The sequence below is a fragment of the Streptomyces sp. Q6 genome, assembly GCF_036967205.1.
Classification (GTDB): domain Bacteria; phylum Actinomycetota; class Actinomycetes; order Streptomycetales; family Streptomycetaceae; genus Streptomyces; species Streptomyces citrinus.
Genome location: NZ_CP146022.1, coordinates 2,947,500 through 2,966,185 on the forward strand (window position 1 = coordinate 2,947,500; position 18,686 = coordinate 2,966,185).

Here is an 18,686-nt window from a genome sequence, read left to right on the forward strand (position 1 = left end):
GTACGTCCCCCCGCACCGCCAGAGATCGGCCGAAGCCCCCCATGCACGACAGCCCCACGCCCGACGAACCCCTCTCCGCCGGGCTGAAGCAGCGGCATCTCACGATGCTCGGTCTCGGCGGCGTCATCGGCGCCGGCCTGTTCGTCGGCTCGGGCGCCGGGATCGAGGTGGCCGGTCCCGGGATCGTCGTCTCGTATCTGATCGCGGGCGCGCTCGCGATGTGCGTGATGCGGATGCTCGGCGAGATGTCGGCGGCGATGCCCGCGTCGGGGTCGTTCTCCGTGCACGCCGAGCGGGCGCTCGGGCGGTGGGCCGGGTTCAGCGTCGGCTGGCTCTACTGGTTCCTGCTCGTGGTCGTCCTCGCCGTCGAGGCGACGGGCGCCGCGCAGATCGCGAACGGATGGGTGCCGGGGGTCCCGCAGTGGGCGTGGGTCCTCCTCTTCATGGTGGTGTTCACCGTGACGAACCTGGCGTCCGTGAAGAACTTCGGCGAGTTCGAGTTCTGGTTCGCGACCCTGAAGGTCTTCGCGATCATCGCGTTCCTGGTCCTCGGCACACTCGCGATCTTCGGGCTGCTGCCGGACACGGACCCCGTCGGCCTGACCCACCTCACCGGTGACGGCGGTTTCCTGCCGCACGGCTGGCAGGGCGTCATCTCCGGCGTGCTCGCGGTGATCTTCGCGTTCGGCGGTCTCGAGGTCGTCACCATCGCGGCGGCCGAGTCCGCCGACCCGGTGCGCTCGGTGGCGCGGGCCGTGCGCAGCGCGGTCTTCCGGATCCTCTTCTTCTACGTGGGGTCGATGCTGGTCATCGTCACCGTCCTGCCCTGGACCGCGCAGCACGCGGGCATCAGCCCGTACGTGACGGTCCTGGACTCGATCGGGGTCCCCTCGGCGGGGCAGATCATGAACGTCGTCGTCTTCGTGGCGCTGCTGTCCGCCCTGAACGCCAACCTCTACGGCTCGTCCCGCATGGTCTTCTCGCTGGCCGAGCGCGGCGAGGCCCCGAAGGCGCTGCTGAAGGTGAGCGGGGGCGGGGTGCCGCGCCGGGCGGTACTGGCCTCGGTGGCCTTCGGCTTCGTCTCCGTCCTGCTCAATCTGGAGTGGCCGGACACCGTCTTCCTCTACATGCTCAACTCGGTCGGCGCGGTGCTGCTGTTCGTGTGGGCGCTGATCGCCGCGTCGCAGCTGCGCCTGCGCCGCCGGATCGAGGCCGAGGCGCCGGAGCGGCTCGTGCTGCGGATGTGGGGGTTCCCGTGGCTGACCTGGGCGGCCCTCGCGGCGATGGCGGCAGTGTTCGGACTGATGCTGACGGACGACACCGCGCGGCCGCAGCTGCTGTGGTCGACAGGTGCCACCGCGGTCGTGCTGCTGACAGCGGGTGTGCGCGAGTGGCGCGATCGTCACCGTGCGTGAGCCAGGTGTCCGCATAGCGGTCGTCCACTTCTCCTGAGCGGATGACACCCGCACACTTCCGGGATCGCCCCCGTCTCACCAGGTGAACGCACGGGGGCTGTCCCCGTCTCACGTACTGAACAGGCGTGCCCCCATGACCAGCACCACCGCTCCGGAGAAGTCGCAGGCGCAGTCGCCTGCCGACGGCGCTTCCGGCTCCCAGTTGACGCACGGCCTCAAGCGCCGCCACCTGTCGATGATCGCCCTCGGTGGCGTCATCGGCGCCGGGCTCTTCGTAGGGTCGGGCGCGGGCATCGCCGCTTCGGGCCCGGCCGTCGTCCTGCTCTTCGCGGGCGCCGGCGCGGTCGTCATGCTCATCATGCGCATGCTCGGCGAGATGTCCGCGGCCCGTCCGGCCACCGGCTCGTTCTCGGTGCACGCCGAGAAGGAGATCGGCGTCTGGGCCGGCGTCACCTCGGGCTGGATGTACTGGGTGATGCTCTGCTGCGGTGTCGCGGCCGAGGCCACCGCGGCCGGCACGATCATGCACGGCTGGGTCGGGTTCGTCCCGGCGTACGGCTGGGTCGCGATCTTCATGGCGTTCTTCTGCTTCACGAACCTGGCCGCGGTGAAGAACTTCGGCGAGTTCGAGTTCGTCTTCTCCGGCATCAAGGTCCTGGCCATCACGGCCTTCCTGGTCCTCGGCGTGCTCGGCATCTGCGGTGTCTTCGGCGACGCGCCGGGCACCTCGAACCTCACCGGTGACGGCGGCTTCCTCCCCACCGGCTCGGCCGGTCTGATCGCCGGTCTGCTGACGGCCGTGTTCGCGTACGGCGGTCTGGAGACGGTGACCATCGCGGCCGCCGAGTCCGACGACCCGCGCAAGAACGTGGCGCGTGCCGTGCGCACCGCCGTGTGGCGCATCGCGATCTTCTACATCGGCTCGATGGCCGTCATCGTCACCCTGGTCCCGTGGAACGACCCGCAGGTCGTCAGCGACGGCCCGTACGTCACCGTCCTCGACGAGCTGGGTGTCCCCGCCGCGGGCACGATCATGCAGGTCGTCGTCCTCATCGCCCTGCTGTCCGCGATGAACGCCAACATCTACGGCGCCTCGCGCATGGCCTACTCGCTCGTGCAGCGCGGCCAGGGTCCCCGCTTCCTCGGCACGGTCGTCAAGGGCGTCCCGATGCCGGCCGTCATCGGCTCCTGCGTCTTCGGCTTCCTCGCCGTGCTGGCCGGGATCTACTGGCCCGACACCGTCTTCACGTGGCTGATGAACACCACGGGCTGTGCCGTCCTGGTCGTCTGGTCCTTCATCTGCCTGACCCAGCTGAAGATGCGCCGCCGCCTGGACCGCGAGGCGCCCGAGCTGCTGACCGTGAAGATGTGGGGCTTCCCGTACCTGACCTGGGTCGCGTTCGTCGCCATCATCGGTGTCTTCGTGGCGATGGGCACGACCGACTCCGGCCGTGACCAGCTGTACGTGTCGGCGATCCTGGTCGCCGCGCTGGCCGCCGCCGGTTACGCCAGCCAGCGCCGCCGCCCGGCGCCGCAGGACTGACCTCCCCCCACTCCACCGAAGGACCCCCGGACCGGCTCGACCGGCCCGGGGGTCCTTCGCGTTGCACCCGACACTGTTGCTGCTAGCCTGCACTTGCGAATAGGTTGCAATAAGCAGAGCGGTCGGAGGGCACGACGGACATGGCCACCTACACACTCCCGGAACTTCCGTACGACTACGCGGCACTTGAGCCGGTCATCGATCCGCAGATCGTGGAGCTGCACCACGACAAGCACCACGCGGCGTACGTGAAGGGCGCGAACGACACCCTGGAGCAGCTGGCCGAGGCCCGCGACAAGGAACAGTGGGGCTCCCTCAACGGCCTGGAGAAGAACCTGGCCTTCCACCTGTCGGGCCACATCCTGCACAGCATCTACTGGCACAACATGACCGGCGACGGCGGCGGCGAGCCGCTCGCGGCGGACGGGGTCGGCGAACTGGCCGACGCGCTGGCCGAGTCGTTCGGCTCCTTCGCGGGCTTCAAGGCCCAGCTGACGAAGGCCGCGGCGACGACCCAGGGCTCCGGGTGGGGCGTGCTCGCGTACGAGCCGGTGAGCGGGCGGCTCATCGTCGAGCAGATCTACGACCACCAGGGGAACGTGGGCCAGGGCTCCACGCCGATCCTGGTCTTCGACGCGTGGGAGCACGCGTTCTATCTCCAGTACAAGAACCAGAAGGTCGACTTCATCGAGGCGATGTGGCGGGTCGTCAACTGGCAGGACGTGGCGAAGCGGTACGCGGCGGCGAAGGCCCGCGCCCATGACCTGCTGCTGGTCCCCTGACCGGGACCCATCGGAACGTCCCGCCTCGTGATCGTCTTCTCACCCTTCACGGCGGCGGGCGCGAAAAGGCGGAGCCCCGCGAGGACGTGACTCGCGGGGCTCCGCCGTACCGTGGCCCGTTCCGCCTCTGCTCGGAGGGACATCGTCCGGCATACACTCACGCCGCGCGCCGCCCCGCGACGGGGCGCCACCGACGAGCCGGGGGGACCATGCCGAACGGAATGCGCACGCTCTACTGCATCACCTGCAAGGGCGATCATCCGCACCGCCCGCTCGACGCCGACGAACGCACACGCCTGCGCAAGGGGATCGGCCGCAAGTACGTCGACGACGTCTGGGTCTGCGAGCGCCACCGGGGCGACGGCGGCCCCTGCGGCACGCTGCGCACGGGACTCAACAAGAACCCGTTCGACGGCCCGAAGAAGCTGCCCGACTACTGAGCCGCCGCGCCCTCACGACCCGGTCAGTCGAAGATCGGCCCCTGCGTGCGCGTGCGCTTGATCTCGTAGAAGCCGGGGACCGAGGCGACGAGCAGCGTGCCGTCCCAGAGCTTGGCGGCCTCCTCGCCCTTGGGGGCGGGGGTGACGACCGGGCCGAAGAAGGCGATCTGCTCGCCGTCGGCGCCGGGGACGGCGATGACCGGGGTGCCGACGTCCTGGCCGACCTTGTCGATGCCTTCCTTGTGGGAGGCGCGCAGTTCGGCCTCGTACGGCGTCTTGTCCCAGTGGTCGAGGAGCGAGGCGGGCAGGCCGACCTCTTCGAGCGCGCCGGCGACGGCCTCCTTCGTGGGGCCCTCGCCGCGGTTGTGGATCCGGGTGCCCAGCGCGGTGTACAGGTCGCCGAGCACCTGCGCGCCGTGCTCCTGCTGCGCGGCGATGACGACGCGGACCGGGCCCCAGGCCTGGGTGCGCATCATCTCCTGGTACTGCTCGGGCAGCTCGTCCAGGCGCGGCTCGTTCAGGACCGCGAGGCTCATCAGGTGCCAGCGGACCTCGATGTCGCGGACCTTCTCGACCTCGAGGACCCAGCGGGACGTCATCCAGGCCCAGGGGCACAGGGGGTCGAACCAGAAGTCGACGGGAGTCTTCGCGGACGCTTCGGCCGTAGCGGACATGGGTCTCCTCAGGAAGTCACCAAGTGGTCTTGCCTGCGGCAACGCGACCCGCACCGCACGCATTCCCGGATGCCCGCCGCCGACGCCGCGTGCGAGGATCGTAGGCGTTCGAACAGAGCCGCCGTCCCACAAGGACGCGTTCACACGTCACGAAGGAGTGCCGCCCGTGCCCGGAGAGAATCTGTCCCGCGACGAGGCCCGCGAGCGGGCGGGCCTGCTGTCCGTCGACGGGTACGAGGTCGCCCTCGACCTGCGGTCGGCCGTGGGCGAGGCGGGCGGCAGCTCGGCCGACGGAGGTCCGCGCACCTTCCGGTCCGTGACCACGATCCGGTTCCGGGCGAACGAGCCGGGGTCGAGCACCTTCGTCGACCTGATCGCCCCGTCGGTGACCGCGCTGTCGCTGAACGGCGAGGACCTCGACCCGGCCGCCGTGTTCGACGGCAACCGCATCCACCTGGAAGGTCTCGCGGAGGACAACGAGCTGGTCGTCGACGCCCAGTGCGCCTACTCGCGCACCGGCGAGGGCATGCACCGCTTCGTCGACCCCGAGGACGGCGAGGTGTACCTGTACACCCAGTACGAGCCGGCCGACGCGCGGCGCGTCTTCGCCAACTTCGAGCAGCCGGACCTCAAGGCCCCCTACCGGTTCAGCGTCCAGGCCCCGCAGGGGTGGACCGTCTGGTCGAACGGGGTCGGTGAACTCGTCGACGGAATCTGGCGGTTCGCGGAGACCAAGCCGATCTCGACGTACATCACGGCGGTCGTCGCGGGCCCGTACCACTACGTGACGGACTCCTACGAGCGCGTCCTCGACGACGGGTCGAAGCTCGTCGTGCCGCTGGGCGCGATGTGCCGCAAGGGCCTCGCCCCCTACTTCGACGCCGACGACGTGTTCCTGGTGACCAAGCAGGGGCTCGACTTCTTCCACGACAACTTCGACTACCCGTACCCCTTCGGGAAGTACGACCAGGCGTTCGTGCCCGAGTACAACCTCGGCGCCATGGAGAACCCGGGCATGGTCACCTTCCGCGAGGAGTTCATCTTCCGCGGCAAGGTCACGCAGGCGTCGTACGAGCGGCGCGCGAACGTGATCCTGCACGAGATGGCCCACATGTGGTTCGGCGACCTCGTCACCATGCAGTGGTGGGACGACCTGTGGCTGAAGGAGTCCTTCGCGGACTTCATGGGCTCGTTCTCGATGGTGGAGGCGACCCGGTTCACGAACGCCTGGATCACCTTCGCCAACAACCGCAAGTCGTGGGCGTACCGCGCGGACCAGCTGCCGAGCACGCACCCGGTGACGGCCGACATCCGTGACCTGGAGGACGCGAAGCTCAACTTCGACGGCATCACGTACGCCAAGGGCGCCTCGGTCCTCAAGCAGCTCGTCGCGTACGTGGGCCGGGACGCGTTCCTGGAGGGCGCGCGCCGCTACTTCAAGCGGCACGCGTACGGGAACACCCAGCTCGGCGATCTGCTGTCGGTCCTGGAGGAGACCAGCGGCCGTGACATGGCGAGCTGGTCGCGCTCCTGGTTGCAGACCGCCGGGGTCAACTCCCTGACCCCGGCGGTGATCCTGAGCGCCGAGGGCCGGGTCGCCGAGCTGTCGGTGCTCCAGGAGGCCGCCCCTGCCGCCCCGGCGGACCACCCCGAGCTGCGCCCGCACCGGGTCGCCGTGGGCCTGTACCGGCGTACGGCCGAGGGCGCGCTGGAGCGGTACGCGCGCGCCGAGGTCGACGTGGACGGGCCGCGGACCGTGGTCGGCGAGCTGGCCGGGGCCGAGGCGCCGGAGCTCGTCCTCGTCAACGACGACGACCTGACGTACTGCAAGATCCGCTTCGACGAGACCTCGCTGGCCACGCTGCGCGAGCACCTCGGCGACCTCACGGACCCGCTGGCGCGGGCGCTGTGCTGGAGCGCGCTGTGGAACCTGACGCGGGACGCGCTCATGCCCGCGCGGGACTTCATCGGGCTCGTGCTGCGGTTCGCCGGGCGGGAGACCGACATCGGGGTCCTTCAGATGCTGCACGCGTGGGCGCGCTCGGCGCTCACGCACTACGCGGCGCCCGCGTGGCGCGAGGAGGGCGCGGCGCTGCTCGCCGAGGGCGCGCTGAGCGAGCTGCGCACGGCAGGGCCGGGCAGCCAGCACCAGCTGACCTGGGCGCGGTTCTTCACGTCCGTCGCGTCGCGCGCGTCCGATCTCCAGCTGCTGCGGGGCCTGTGGGAGGGCACCGCGAAGATCGACGGCCTCGAGGTCGACCAGGAGCTGCGCTGGGCGCTGCTCGACACGCTCACCACGTACGGCGTCACCGACGAGGCGGCCCTCGCGGCGGAACTGGCGCGCGACGACACGGCGTCCGGCAAGCGGCACCAGGTGCGCTGCCTCGCGTCGCGGCCCTCGGCGGCCGTGAAGGCGCAGGCGTGGGCGCAGGTCGTCGAGTCGGACGCGCTGTCCAACGCGCTGGTGGAGGCGACGATCGCCGGGTTCCAGCAGCCGTCGCAGCGGGAGCTCACGGCGCCGTACACCCAGAAGTACTTCGAGGTGATCGAGCGGGTGTGGGACCAGCGGTCGATCCAGATCGGGATGGACGTGGTGCGGGGGCTGTTCCCCGGACTCCAGGACTCCCAGGGGACGTTGGACGCCACCGACGCGTGGCTGTCCGCGCACGAGGGGGCCGCGCCCGCCCTGCGACGGCTCGTCCTGGAGGCCCGGGACGATCTCGCCCGCGGGCTGCGGGGACAGGCCTGTGACGTGAGCGCCGCGGGCTGACCGCCGGGCCGCACGGGGTGAGCGCTCGGTCGCGCGCTCACCCCGTGCCCGCCGGTGTTACCGAACCTGGGCATCCGCGGCCGTAACCCCCGGTGCCGCCTGGGCTTTTCGGCAGGTGGGACGGCAGACTTTAGGGCGAGCTTGTCCTGTTTTGTCGACGGGACTGTAACAGCGGTTAGCGGAGCGGATCCGGGCGGGAATGTCCGGGTCATGAACCACAACACCCCCGCTCCCCTGTCCCCCCGGCCCCTGCGGCACCTGATCCAGACCCAGCGGCGCGTCATGAGCGGCGCGCAGCTCAAGGCGCACGGGGTCTCCACCGCGTCGGCGCACGAGCAGTGCCGGGCCGGCGGGCCCTGGCAGCAGGTGCTGCCAGGGGTCTATCTGCTCCACCCCGGCCCGCCGAGCAGCGAGGAGCGGCTGCACGCGACGCTGCTGTACGCGGGCCGGACCCAGGAGCGGCGGGGGCCGCTGGACGCCGTGCCCGTGCAGCCGGCCGCCGGTGACGCCCCTCCCACGCCCGCCGCCGTGTACACCGACGCCCTGATCACCGGTCTCGCCGCGCTGACCCTGCACGGCTTCTCGTCCACTCCCCCGCTGCTCTCGCTGGACCACATCGACGTGATCGTGCCGCGCACCCGGCGCCTGCGGTCCACGGAGTTCGCCCGGCTCGTACGGGCGACGGGGCTGCCGACTCCCGTACAGATCGAGGGAGTTCCGGTGGCGCCGGTACCGCGGGCGGTGGCCGACGCCGTGGCGCAGCTGTCCGACGCGGGGGCGGTGCGGCGGCTGCTGACCGAGGCGGTGCGCGGCGGGCACTGCGAACCGGCCGCCGTCGTACGGGAGTTGACGCAGGCCCGGCTGCTGACGCGGCCGCACGTCGTCGACGCCGTGGACTCGCTGCTCGCCGAGGGGCGGGCGATCGCCGAGGACCGGCTGTACACGATGGTGCGCGAGTACGGCCTGCCCGACCCGGTGTGGAACGTGGACCTGCGGCTGCCCGGCGGCCCGCACCTGGGCGGCCTCGACGCGTACTGGCCGGACCAGGCCGTGGCCGTCGAGCTGGACACGCGGGCGACACGGCACGGCGTGCGACAGGAGGGCGACGAGCTGTGGAACGAGTACGCGCGCAAGCGCGAGCACCTGGAGCGGCTGGGTATCACCGTCGTGCACATCACGCCCCGCAAACTGCGTGAGTCCATCGAGCAGCAGGCCACCGTCGTGCGGACCGCCCTGATGGCGTCCGGCGACCGGGATCCGGCCGCGTATGTCGTGGTGCTGCCCCGGTAGGTGACGGACGGGTGGCATCAGGAGGGGAGCGGAGGGGCCGCCGGGAAACCGGGGGCCCCTCCGCGTGTGTGCCGGGGTCAGCCCTTGCGCAGGACGAGTTCGGTGTTGCGGTCGCCCGCCGTGCCGGAGAGCGTCGCCCGTGATCCCGGTGCGTTGAAGGAGAGTTCGCGGTAGAGGGCGGCCAGGCCGGTCTGGGTCAGGTCCGTGAAGTCGGTGCGGTGCGGGGCCGAGGACTCGATGAGGGTGGTGAAGAGGGAGAGCGTGCCGTCGTGGTTGTCGGCGATCTCGATGATGCGGGCGAGCTGCGGGAAGTCGACGTGGGAGGCGGTGGAGATCTCCCAGTAGCCGCCGCTGCCGCCGGTCCCGGCGTGCGGGGTGATGTCGTTCTTGTGGCTGTGGCCGTTGACCCAGGCGAGGACCGGGCGGTGCGCGGCGAGCAGGGCCGCGAGTTCCTCGCCGCCGTGGCGCTGCTCGCCGGGGTGGTGCGGGTCCGCGCGGAGGTTGCGCATCGTCTTGCTGGTGTGGTGGGAGAAGACGACGACGTGGTCGCCGGCCGTCTCGGCCGCCGCGAGCCGCCGCTTGAGCCAGGCCAGTTGGGCGGCGCCGATCGAGCCCTCGTAGTGGCCGCCGGGGTCCGTCGTGTCGAGGCTGATGCCCTGGACGTCGTCGGAGATCCGGAAGGCGTAGTACTGCGTGCCCGCCGCGACGTTGGCCTGGGTGTAGCCGTGGCCGACGGGTCCCGGTCCGGTGCGGGCCGGGTCGAGGTGGGCGGCGAGGTACTCGGCCGGGGTGAAGGGGGCGCGGGACGCGTCGGGGGTGACGGAGCGCATGTGGCGGGTCTGGGACCGCAGGAGTTCCTTGAACGCCGCGCCCTTCGGGTCGCCGCCGTTCTTCACGTTGTCCCAGATCGCCTTGCCCGCGGACGTCGGGAGGTCCATCAACTTCCGCCCGCCGACGGCGAATTCGGCGAGGAAGGAGTCGCCGGGCGCGTAGCAGCCGCCGGGCAGCGCGTCGTGGTTGCCGACCGTGGAGTACCAGGGGAGGTTCAGCCCCGGGCTGCGCAGTTCCGAGATCGCGGCGGCGAGGAAGCCGTCGACGCGCGGGAAGCGGTGGTCGCGCTTGTCCGTGTCGCGCAGGGCGGCGTCCGGGTGCCAGTAGAGCGGGACGCCGCTGTTCTGGACGCCTTCGTAGTGGCGCGGGTCGCCCGTGTTCGGCGTGATCCGGCCGCCGCTCATCGCCGTGAGGAACCAGTCGAGTTCCGCGTGGGCGTTGTTGTCGGTGTTGTCGCCGGTCGTCATCACGAAGTGCAGGGGCGAGGCGGTGACGGGTGCGCCGCGCAGGGCGTTGACGCGTTCGACGAGCGCCACGGCCCCGGCGACCGACAGGGCTTCCTGGGGGCGCCAGGCGCTGGCGGTCTGCGACCGCAGGTACTCGTAGCGCAGGGGGTGCTGGACGTCGACCAGGTGCAGGTCGGTGAACTGGACGAAGGCGGCGAGCGCGGTGCGGCGGGCCTCGCGGCCGGAGCGCGGGGACCTGAGGTCGGAGCGGACGACCCGCCGCCAGGCCGGGCCGTCGCCGAGGCGGCGGAATCCGCTGCCGCCGGGCGCCGTCGCGACGGAGGCGAGGGTGGTGCCGCGCGTGTACGGGGCGAGGGGCGCGGCCGGCGCCCGGCGGGAGACGGCCCGCACGGTGGTGGCCTGTCCCTGGCCGGTGGCGGCGGCCGAGTCGCCCGGCCGCAGGGCGTAGCCGATCCCGGCGCTCAGCGTCACCGCGCCGGTCGCGGCCAGGAACGTACGGCGGTCGAAGTCTGCGGCGGCTTTGGTGACAGAGCGTGTGCGCGACATGGCGCGGTCTCCCCGAGTGCGAACGCATCGACAGTGACGGCCAGGCGGCGGTGCTCGAACCGCCCGTCCTCACTGGATCGTTGGCATCGGGGGTGGCCTGCGCGTTAACGGTGACGCAACGCGCGACGCCGATCACGGTACGTGGATCTCCGGGGGGAGGGGCCGGGTCCGCATCGTCACGCGCACGTAGGTGACCGGCGTTCCGGCTGTCACTCCGCGTTCATCTTCCGGGGAAGGATGTGGCCCGTCGGCGGGCGGTCGCGCCACATGTCGAGTCCCACGTCGACGAGTTCGACGCGCGGCAGGGCGTCGACGGCGTCGAGGTCGTGCCAGGCGGCCATGTCCGTCGAGCCGTTCTCCTCGTGGCGCAGGGCGCCGCCGGTGATCTCGCCCTCGTAGACCAGCCGCAGGCCGTGGAAGTCGGCGACGGTGCCGAGCTTGCGGGGGTAGCGGCGCAGGATGGAGTGGACGCCGAGCAGGGCGGCCGGGGTGACGGCGTAGCCGGTCTCCTCGTCGACCTCGCGGATCACGGTGTCGTACGGGTCCTCGCCGTGGTCCATGCCTCCGCCGGGCAGCGTCCAGCGCTTGGTCCCGTCGCCGGCGACCCAGCGCGCGAGGAGTACCTGTCCGTCGCGCACGCACACGGCGTACGCCGCCACCCTCAGCTCTTTGTGCATCCCCCGACGCTAGAGGGATCCGGCCGGTCGCGCAGCGGATACGCCGGGAGCGCCACCCGGCGCACAACCGGTCACGTAGGCTTGAGCGGTTAGCTCTGGGAGGGAGTTCCGCCATGGCCGCCGATCCGAGGCCGCTCACCGGTGAGCCGCTCGCGCTCGACCTGCTCAACACGCGCTGGCACCAGGACGGCGAGCTCCACGACCTGCTGGCCGACGAGGCCGGGCTCGGCGTGTGGCTGCGGGCGAACGGGCTGGACTTCGCGGCCGACGCCACGACCCTGCGGCACACCCTGGGCGCACGGGACGCGCTGCTCGCCGCCGTCGACGGGGTGGACGGCGCCGCCGCACAGGTGGACGCCACGCTCCGGCACGGCCGGATCAGGGCGACGCTCACGGCGCGGGGGCCCGGCGAGGTGCCCGAGTTCCGCGATCCGGCACGGGGACCGGGCTGGCTGGCCGCGCGGAACTATCTGGAGCTGCTGAGCACCGCCCCGGACCGGATTCGGGCCTGCGCGCACGAGGCGTGCCTGCTGCACTTCTTCGACACCTCGCGCAACGGCACCCGGCGCTGGTGCTCCATGGCCCTGTGCGGCAACCGCGCCAAGGCGTCGCGGCACTACGCCCGCGCACGCGGGAACTGACGAGCACCGGAAGGGACCGGACACCCGGCCCGCTAAGAGCTGTTAGGGACGGTTTGGCCTGGATGGCGTATGGCGGAAGTACGCCATGGCCTCATCCCACCTCGGGCAACTCTCCCCAAACTATGGTCACTTACGTAAAGCTGAGCGGTCATCCGGCACCGAATTCCGGATTGTTTTCGAACCACTCTGCACCTCTCCCATGGTGTCTCACCTTTACGTACAGGGATGCTGATGACCCTCGATCCCCAGCGCGCACCGATATCCGGCGCGAGACGCGCGGCCCGGCTCGCGGCCGCCGCCGGCCTGGTGGCCGCCCTCACCGCGGCCGGGCCGATACCCATGGCCATGGCCGCGGACTCCGACTCCGCCCCGGCCGCCGACCCGGCCGTCAAGTCCGCCAGCGACAAGCTCGGTTCGCACGACGCCGAACTGCTGGCCGACGCCAAGGCCGACGGCAAGAAGAACGTGACCCTCATGGTCGCGACCGCCCCCGGCAGGACGGAGGAGGTCGCCAAGCAGCTCGACTCCGTCAAGGGCGGCTCCGTCGGCCGGACCTACGACAAGCTCGGCTACGTACGGGCCACCGTGCCGACCGGCCGGGCCGACGCCGCCATCAAGTCCGCCGAGAAGCTCGCCTCCGTGCACGGCATCGACCTGCGCCAGGAGATCGAGCTCGACGACCCGACCCCGACCGCCGACAGGGCGAAGGGCGCGTCGGGCGCGGACACCGGCTCGTACAGCGGGCCCGGCGCGAGCACCCCCGCCAAGAACCCGTACAACCCGTCCTTCGAGACGGGCGCCGTCGACTTCGTCAAGGACAACCCGAAGGCCGACGGCCGCGGCGTCACCATCGGCATCCTCGACTCCGGTGTGGACCTCGGGCACCCCGCCCTCCAGAAGACCACCACCGGCGAGCGCAAGATCGTCGACTGGGTCACCGCGACCGACCCGATCGTCGACGGCGACGCCACCTGGCGCCCGATGGTCACGCAGGTCACCGGCCCGACGTTCACGTACAGCGGCCGCACCTGGAAGGCCGGTTCGGGCTCGTACGGCGTCAGCGTCTTCTCCGAGGCCGCCACCACGGGCGGCGACGCCAAGGGCGACCTGAACCGCGACGGCGACACCACGGACAAGTGGGGCGTGCTCTACGACGCCGCCGCCGGGACGGTCACCGTCGACCTGAACGACAACGGTGACTTCACCGACGACACCCCGATGAAGCCGTACAAGGACGGCTACCAGATCGGGTACTTCGGCAAGGACGACCCGGCCACCGACGTCGTCGAGCGCGTGCCGTTCGTCGTCGAGGTGCGCAAGGACGTACCGATGGATCCGTACGGCGGCGACTGGGTCGGCAAGAAGGTCGACTTCGTCAACATCGGCGTGATCGAGTCCGAGCACGGCACGCACGTCGCGGGCATCACCGCGGCCAACTCGCTGTTCGGCAACAAGAACATGAACGGTGCCGCCCCCGGCGCCAAGCTCGTCTCGTCCCGGGCCTGCACCTGGTCCGGCGGCTGCACGAACGTCGCGCTCACCGAGGGCATGATCGACCTCGTCACCAAGCGCGGCGTCGACATCGTCAACATGTCGATCGGCGGCCTGCCGGCCCTCAACGACGGCAACAACGCCCGCTCCGAGCTGTACACGCGGCTCATCGACACGTACGGCGTCCAGCTGGTCATCTCGGCGGGCAACTCCGGCCCCGGTGCCAACACCATCGGTGACCCCGGCCTCGCCGACAAGGTCCTCTCCGTCGGCGCCTCGATCTCGAAGGCCACGTGGGCCTCCAACTACGGCTCCCAGGTCGAGAAGTCGTACGCGATGATGCCGTTCTCCTCGCGCGGTCCGCGTGAGGACGGCGGCTTCGCGCCGGTCATCACCGCGCCGGGCGCGGCGATCAACACCACCCAGACCTGGCTGCCCGGTTCGCCGGTCGCCGAGGCCGGGTACTCCCTGCCCGCCGGCTACTCGATGCTCCAGGGCACGTCGATGGCGTCGCCGCAGGCCGCCGGCGCCTCCGCGCTGCTGCTGTCCGCCGCCAAGCGCGCGCACATCGACCTGACCCCGGCGAAGCTGCGCACCGCGCTCACCTCGACCGCGCACCACATCCCGGGCGAGCAGGCGTACGCGGAGGGCTCCGGCCTCATCGACATCGTCGACGCCTGGGACTCCATCGAGGACGGGGCGAGCGCGCACACGTACACCGTGAAGGCGCCCGTCGACACCGCGATCGACTACGCGCTCAAGACGCCGGGCTTCGGCACCGGCATCTACGACCGCGAGGGTGGCCTGAAGGCCGGGCAGAAGAAGACGTACGACGTGACGATCACGCGCACGTCCGGTTCGCCGAAGCCGGTCCTGCACAACCTGTCGCTGAAGAACAACTCCGGTGACACGTTCGTGATCGCCGGGCCCACCAAGGTCTGGCTGCCGCTGAACAAGGCCGTCACCGTGAAGGTGCAGGCCCGTCCCGAGTCGGCCGGTCTGCGCAGCGCGATCCTGAACGTCGACGACCCGAAGACCGAGGGCGTCGACCAGCAGGTCATGGCGACCGTCGTCGTCTCGACGCCGCTGGCCAAGCCGTCGTACACGTTCACCGCCAAGAGCTCCGTGCAGCGCAACAGCACGAAGTCGTACTTCCTGACGGTGCCTGAGGGAGCCACGTCGCTCCAGGTGCGGATGAGCGGTCTCGCCGACAAGAGCCAGACCCGCTTCATCTCCATCCACCCGTACGGGGTGCCGGTCGACGACACGTCGACGCCGAGCTGCTACCCGAACTACAACCCGGCCAACACCTGCCGCCCGGACCTGCGTTCGTACGCGGACCCGCAGGCCGGTGTCTGGGAGATCGAGGTCGAGTCGCGCCGTACGTCGCCGCTGCTCGACAACCCGTACACGCTGGACGTCGCCGTGCTCGGCGCGGCGTTCGACCCGGCCGTGCAGACGCTGCCCGAGGCGAAGGTCGGTACCCCGGCCGCCGTCTCGTGGAAGGTCACGAACAACTTCGCGGCCATCACCGGCGGCAAGCTCCAGGGCGGTGCGCTCGGTTCGTCGAAGACGGCCAGGCCGACCATCGCCGACGGCGCCGCGCAGACGACCACGGTCGACGTGCCCGCGGGCACGGAGAAGCTCGACGTCTCCATCGGCAACGTCTCCGACCAGGCCGCCGACCTGGACCTCACGGTCTACGACGCGGCCGGCAAGGTCGTCGCCCAGTCCGCCGACGGTGACTCCGAGGAGTCGGTGAGCATCGCGAAGCCGGCCGCCGGCACGTACACGGTGGAGGTCGCCGGTTACTCGGTGCCGTCCGGTTCGACCGCGTACGACTACGTCGACGTCTTCTTCTCGCCGTCGCTCGGCACGGTGAAGGTCGACGAGACGAAGGCGGTCTCGCTGGCCAACGGGGCGTCCACGGATGTCTCGGCCGAGGTCACGGCCGCGGCCGCGGCGCCGGCGGGCCGGGAGTTCTTCGGCCAGGTCCAGCTGCTGAACGAGCGCGGTGTCGCCGCGGGCGTCGGCAGCGTGAAGATCGAGAAGGTCACCTCGTAACGCGTGACCCGAAGTGAACGGGAGGGGCGGGCGCCGGTGGCGTCCGCCCCTCCTGCCGTTCAGCCGTGCGGCCCCGAGCAGGCCAGCCCCTCGGCGCCCGGAAGCCCCCTCAGGATGTCCTCGCGGACGTCGTCGACGCCCCGGCCCGTCTCCCAGTCCTGCCGGTCCCCGGGACGCACCGGCGTGCGGATCAGGGTGTACGTGCCGGGCTTCAGGTCCTCCCCGGCCGGGCCGTCGAGGGTGACCGCGAGCGTGGGGTGCTCGCGGACCGAGCGCTCGGGGCGGTAGTAGCGCTTGACCTTCAGCACGACCCGTACGTCACCGTCCGCGCGCGGCGTGACGCCGACGACCCTGCCCTCCACCAGCACCCGCGAGCAGGCGATGTACATCTCGGGCGAGGAGCGGGACTTGCCGTTGTCCTCGGCCGCCGCCTTGTCGGACCCCTTGGAGTCGGCGCTCATGCCTCCGCCGGGCGCCTGAGCACCGAGCCAGAACAGTCCGCCGAAGAACGACACGACGCAGGCCGCGGCCAGCGCGCCGAGGGCGAGCCGGAACGGACGGCGCCGGTGGACCGGTACGGGTGCGGGGGCACGGGCGGGCGCCGGTGCCGGTGCCGGGCGGGACGCCAGCGCGTCGCCGAGGCCGCGCACCTGCTCCCGCAGCAGGGCCACGTCCTCCGCCACGGCCGCCGCGTCCTGATCGTCGTCCGGCAGCGGCTCCCCGGTCACGGCGAGCATCAGGAGCCGGTCCTCGCGGGCATCGCGTGACACGTCACACCACCTCCTGTTCGTGCAGCCGGGCCCTGAGCACACGGACCGCGGTGTGCAGCCTGCTCTTGACGGTGCCCTCGGGCACTCCGAGCTCGGCCGCGATGTCCCGTACCGGCAGATCCGCGTAGAACCGCAGGACCACCACCTGCCGCTGCTGGTCGGGCAGCTCGTCGAGGCCCTGGGCCACGGCGAGGGAGAGGACGCGGGTGTCGGCGGCGTCCCGCGCGTCCTCCTGGCGCAGGGCGGCCAGGCGCTCGCCGAGCCGTTCCTGGCGGCGGCGCGCCCGGTGCCAGTCCATGGCGAGGTTCGAGGCGACGACCGCCGCCCACGCCGACACGTCGCGCGGCTCCTCCTGCCCCTTCGCGGCCCGTTCCAGAAGCCGCAGCCGCACCTGCTGGACGCCGTCCGGAAGATCCGCGTACGGCACCCCGCCCAACGACAGCACGGCCCGCACCCGGTCCTCGACGACCTTGTCCAACGGGTCGCCCGGCCGCCCCCTCGGCTTTCTGCGCAGCACTGACCCTCCCCTCCCCGCATATGGCCCTACGACGCCGCGGGCCACGAAAACGTTCGCCGCCGGCCACGGACATCGCCATGAGCACGCTGTGGGATGTACCACGCCGTCCCGTCCACCGGACAATGGATTGGACAAGGCGGGCCTGGACAGACGCATCATGGACGCACCCGCAGGCCGGAGGGCCGCTCGCACGTACGGAGGAAATTCCTGTGAAGGTCGGAATCGTCGGAGCCACCGGTCAGGTCGGCACGGTCATGCGCAAGATCCTCGTCGAGCGCGCCTTCCCGGTGGACGAGCTGCGCCTGTTCGCGTCCGCGCGCAGCGCCGGTACGGTCCTGGACGGCGTGACGGTCGAGGACGCCTCGACGGCCGACTACACGGGCCTGGACATCGTGCTGTTCTCCGCCGGTGGCGCCACCTCCAAGGCCCTCGCCGAGAAGGTCGCCGCGCAGGGCGCCGTCGTGATCGACAACTCCTCCGCGTGGCGCAAGGACCCCGAGGTCCCCCTCGTCGTCTCCGAGGTGAACCCGCACGCGATCATCGACCGCCCCAAGGGCATCATCGCGAACCCGAACTGCACGACGATGGCCGCGATGCCGGTCCTGAAGCCGCTGGACGCGGAGGCGGGCCTCGAAGCCCTCGTCGTCGCCACGTACCAGGCGGTCTCCGGCTCCGGTCTCGCCGGTGTCGCCGAGCTGCACGGCCAGGCGCAGAAGGTCGTCGCGGAGGCCGACCAGCTCACGCACGACGGCGGCGCCGTCGACTTCCCCGAGCCGAACGTCTACAAGCGCCCCATCGCCTTCAACGTCCTGCCGCTCGCGGGCGCGATCGTCGACGACGGCCTGAACGAGACGGACGAGGAGCAGAAGCTCCGCAACGAGTCCCGCAAGATCCTGGAGATCCCCGGCCTCAAGGTCTCCGGCACCTGCGTGCGCGTCCCCGTCTTCTCGGGCCACTCGCTCCAGATCAACGCCCGCTTCGCCCGCCCGCTCTCGGTCGAGCGCGCCACGGAGATCCTGGCCGGCGCCGAGGGCGTCGCCCTCTCCGACATCCCGACGCCGCTGGAGGCCGCGGGCAAGGACGTCTCCTTCGTGGGCCGTATCCGCCCCGACGAGACGGTCGACAACGGCCTGTCCCTCTTCGTCTCGGGCGACAACCTCCGCAAGGGCGCCGCGCTGAACGCGGTGCAGATCGCGGAGCTCGTCGCCGCCGAGCTGTCCGGCAAGTAACCGCCGGAGCAGCGCCTCAGGGAGCCGTCGGCCGCCGCACCTCGAAGTGCAGGCAGCCGTACTCCAGCGCCCTGACGTGTACGAGCACCACGGCCGGGTCGGCGAACGCCTCATCGAAGGCGGCGTCGAACCCGGCCGTCGCGCTGTCCGGGATCTCCAGGAGCGCGCCCCCGGCGATGTGCCCGCGCGCGTCGTAGCGCCGCACGGTGCGCCGGGCGCCGGGCCGGTCGAAGGGGTAGCGGTCCTCGTCAGGGACGTGTCCCGGGCAGTCGTCGGGCGTGGCGTGGACGAAGACCGGCCCCTGCTCGTCGTACGCCCCGGGGTGCGCGCCCGTCTCCGCCGCCCAGCGGCGCAGCGGCGCGTACGAGACGAGGGCGATCCGCTCGCCCTCCTCGACGGGCTTGAGGCAGCAGCGCAGCGGGGAGCCCGCGTCGGCGTCGGTCGCGGTGTACGGGACGCAGGCGCGGCCCGCGTCGTCGGTGGTGCGCAGCTCCTTGAGGGCCACGGCGTCGATGGGGCGTGCGGTGTATCTGGTCATG

Annotated in this window: 15 protein-coding genes; 9 read left to right on the forward strand and 6 right to left on the reverse strand. The window is 71.4% G+C overall.

Annotated features, from left to right (window positions below):
- Positions 1 to 41 precede the first annotated feature (41 nt).
- The 4 genes from V2W30_RS13745 to V2W30_RS13760 all read left to right on the forward strand — a co-directional run bounded on the left by V2W30_RS13745 (position 42) and on the right by V2W30_RS13760 (position 4,180).
- Positions 42 to 1,415: an amino acid permease gene (locus V2W30_RS13745; protein WP_338696495.1), complete on the forward strand. Its 1,374-nt coding sequence runs from the start codon at positions 42 to 44 to the stop codon at positions 1,413 to 1,415.
- 133 nt (positions 1,416 to 1,548) lie between these two features.
- Complete coding sequence (locus tag V2W30_RS13750; RefSeq protein ID WP_338696497.1) at positions 1,549 to 2,958, forward strand: amino acid permease; 1,410 nt, start codon at positions 1,549 to 1,551, stop codon at positions 2,956 to 2,958.
- A 140-nt stretch (positions 2,959 to 3,098) separates the two neighbouring features.
- Positions 3,099 to 3,740, forward strand: a complete 642-nt coding sequence (locus tag V2W30_RS13755) for a superoxide dismutase (protein WP_338696499.1) — start codon at positions 3,099 to 3,101, stop codon at positions 3,738 to 3,740.
- Positions 3,741 to 3,949: 209 nt separating this feature from the next.
- On the forward strand, positions 3,950 to 4,180 hold the full coding sequence (locus tag V2W30_RS13760; RefSeq protein WP_338696501.1) for a hypothetical protein: 231 nt from the start codon (positions 3,950 to 3,952) through the stop codon (positions 4,178 to 4,180).
- A gap of 23 nt (positions 4,181 to 4,203) precedes the next feature.
- Here V2W30_RS13760 and V2W30_RS13765 read toward each other — a convergent pair whose 3' ends face one another.
- Positions 4,204 to 4,854 (reverse strand): DsbA family protein, encoded by a 651-nt coding sequence (locus V2W30_RS13765; RefSeq protein ID WP_338696503.1) that lies wholly within the window; start codon positions 4,852 to 4,854, stop codon positions 4,204 to 4,206.
- 166 nt (positions 4,855 to 5,020) lie between these two features.
- Here V2W30_RS13765 and pepN point away from each other — a divergent pair, with 166 nt between their 5' ends.
- Both pepN and V2W30_RS13775 read left to right on the forward strand, forming a co-directional pair.
- Entirely contained in the window at positions 5,021 to 7,624 is a 2,604-nt protein-coding gene (gene pepN, locus V2W30_RS13770; protein ID WP_338696505.1) for an aminopeptidase N, read from the forward strand.
- A 210-nt stretch (positions 7,625 to 7,834) separates the two neighbouring features.
- Positions 7,835 to 8,914, forward strand: a complete 1,080-nt coding sequence (locus V2W30_RS13775) for a hypothetical protein (protein WP_338696507.1) — start codon at positions 7,835 to 7,837, stop codon at positions 8,912 to 8,914.
- A 77-nt stretch (positions 8,915 to 8,991) separates the two neighbouring features.
- Here V2W30_RS13775 and V2W30_RS13780 read toward each other — a convergent pair whose 3' ends face one another.
- Complete coding sequence (locus tag V2W30_RS13780) at positions 8,992 to 10,758, reverse strand: TIGR03767 family metallophosphoesterase (RefSeq protein WP_338696508.1); 1,767 nt, start codon at positions 10,756 to 10,758, stop codon at positions 8,992 to 8,994.
- A gap of 209 nt (positions 10,759 to 10,967) precedes the next feature.
- The gene (locus V2W30_RS13785; RefSeq protein ID WP_338696509.1) at positions 10,968 to 11,435 is read right to left on the reverse strand and encodes an NUDIX hydrolase; all 468 of its coding nucleotides are present in this window, start codon (positions 11,433 to 11,435) and stop codon (positions 10,968 to 10,970) included.
- Positions 11,436 to 11,548: 113 nt separating this feature from the next.
- Between V2W30_RS13785 and V2W30_RS13790 the strand changes: the two genes are divergently transcribed.
- Entirely contained in the window at positions 11,549 to 12,076 is a 528-nt protein-coding gene (locus V2W30_RS13790) for a CGNR zinc finger domain-containing protein (RefSeq protein WP_338696512.1), read from the forward strand.
- A 231-nt stretch (positions 12,077 to 12,307) separates the two neighbouring features.
- A complete protein-coding gene (locus V2W30_RS13795; protein ID WP_338696514.1) occupies positions 12,308 to 15,631 on the forward strand; it encodes a S8 family serine peptidase in 3,324 nt (1,107 codons plus the stop codon).
- A 59-nt stretch (positions 15,632 to 15,690) separates the two neighbouring features.
- Here V2W30_RS13795 and V2W30_RS13800 read toward each other — a convergent pair whose 3' ends face one another.
- Both V2W30_RS13800 and V2W30_RS13805 read right to left on the reverse strand, forming a co-directional pair.
- Positions 15,691 to 16,401, reverse strand: a complete 711-nt coding sequence (locus V2W30_RS13800) for a hypothetical protein (protein ID WP_338696516.1) — start codon at positions 16,399 to 16,401, stop codon at positions 15,691 to 15,693.
- 1 nt (position 16,402) lies between these two features.
- Complete coding sequence (locus V2W30_RS13805) at positions 16,403 to 16,918, reverse strand: sigma-70 family RNA polymerase sigma factor (protein ID WP_338696517.1); 516 nt, start codon at positions 16,916 to 16,918, stop codon at positions 16,403 to 16,405.
- Positions 16,919 to 17,127: 209 nt separating this feature from the next.
- On the opposite strand from V2W30_RS13805, the gene V2W30_RS13810 reads away from it, so the two are divergent.
- Complete coding sequence (locus V2W30_RS13810; protein ID WP_338696519.1) at positions 17,128 to 18,147, forward strand: aspartate-semialdehyde dehydrogenase; 1,020 nt, start codon at positions 17,128 to 17,130, stop codon at positions 18,145 to 18,147.
- Positions 18,148 to 18,163: 16 nt separating this feature from the next.
- Here the strand turns inward: V2W30_RS13810 and V2W30_RS13815 are convergent, their stop codons facing one another.
- On the reverse strand, positions 18,164 to 18,685 hold the full coding sequence (locus V2W30_RS13815) for a DUF1203 domain-containing protein (protein WP_338696520.1): 522 nt from the start codon (positions 18,683 to 18,685) through the stop codon (positions 18,164 to 18,166).
- Between the last annotated feature and the right edge of the window lies 1 nt (position 18,686).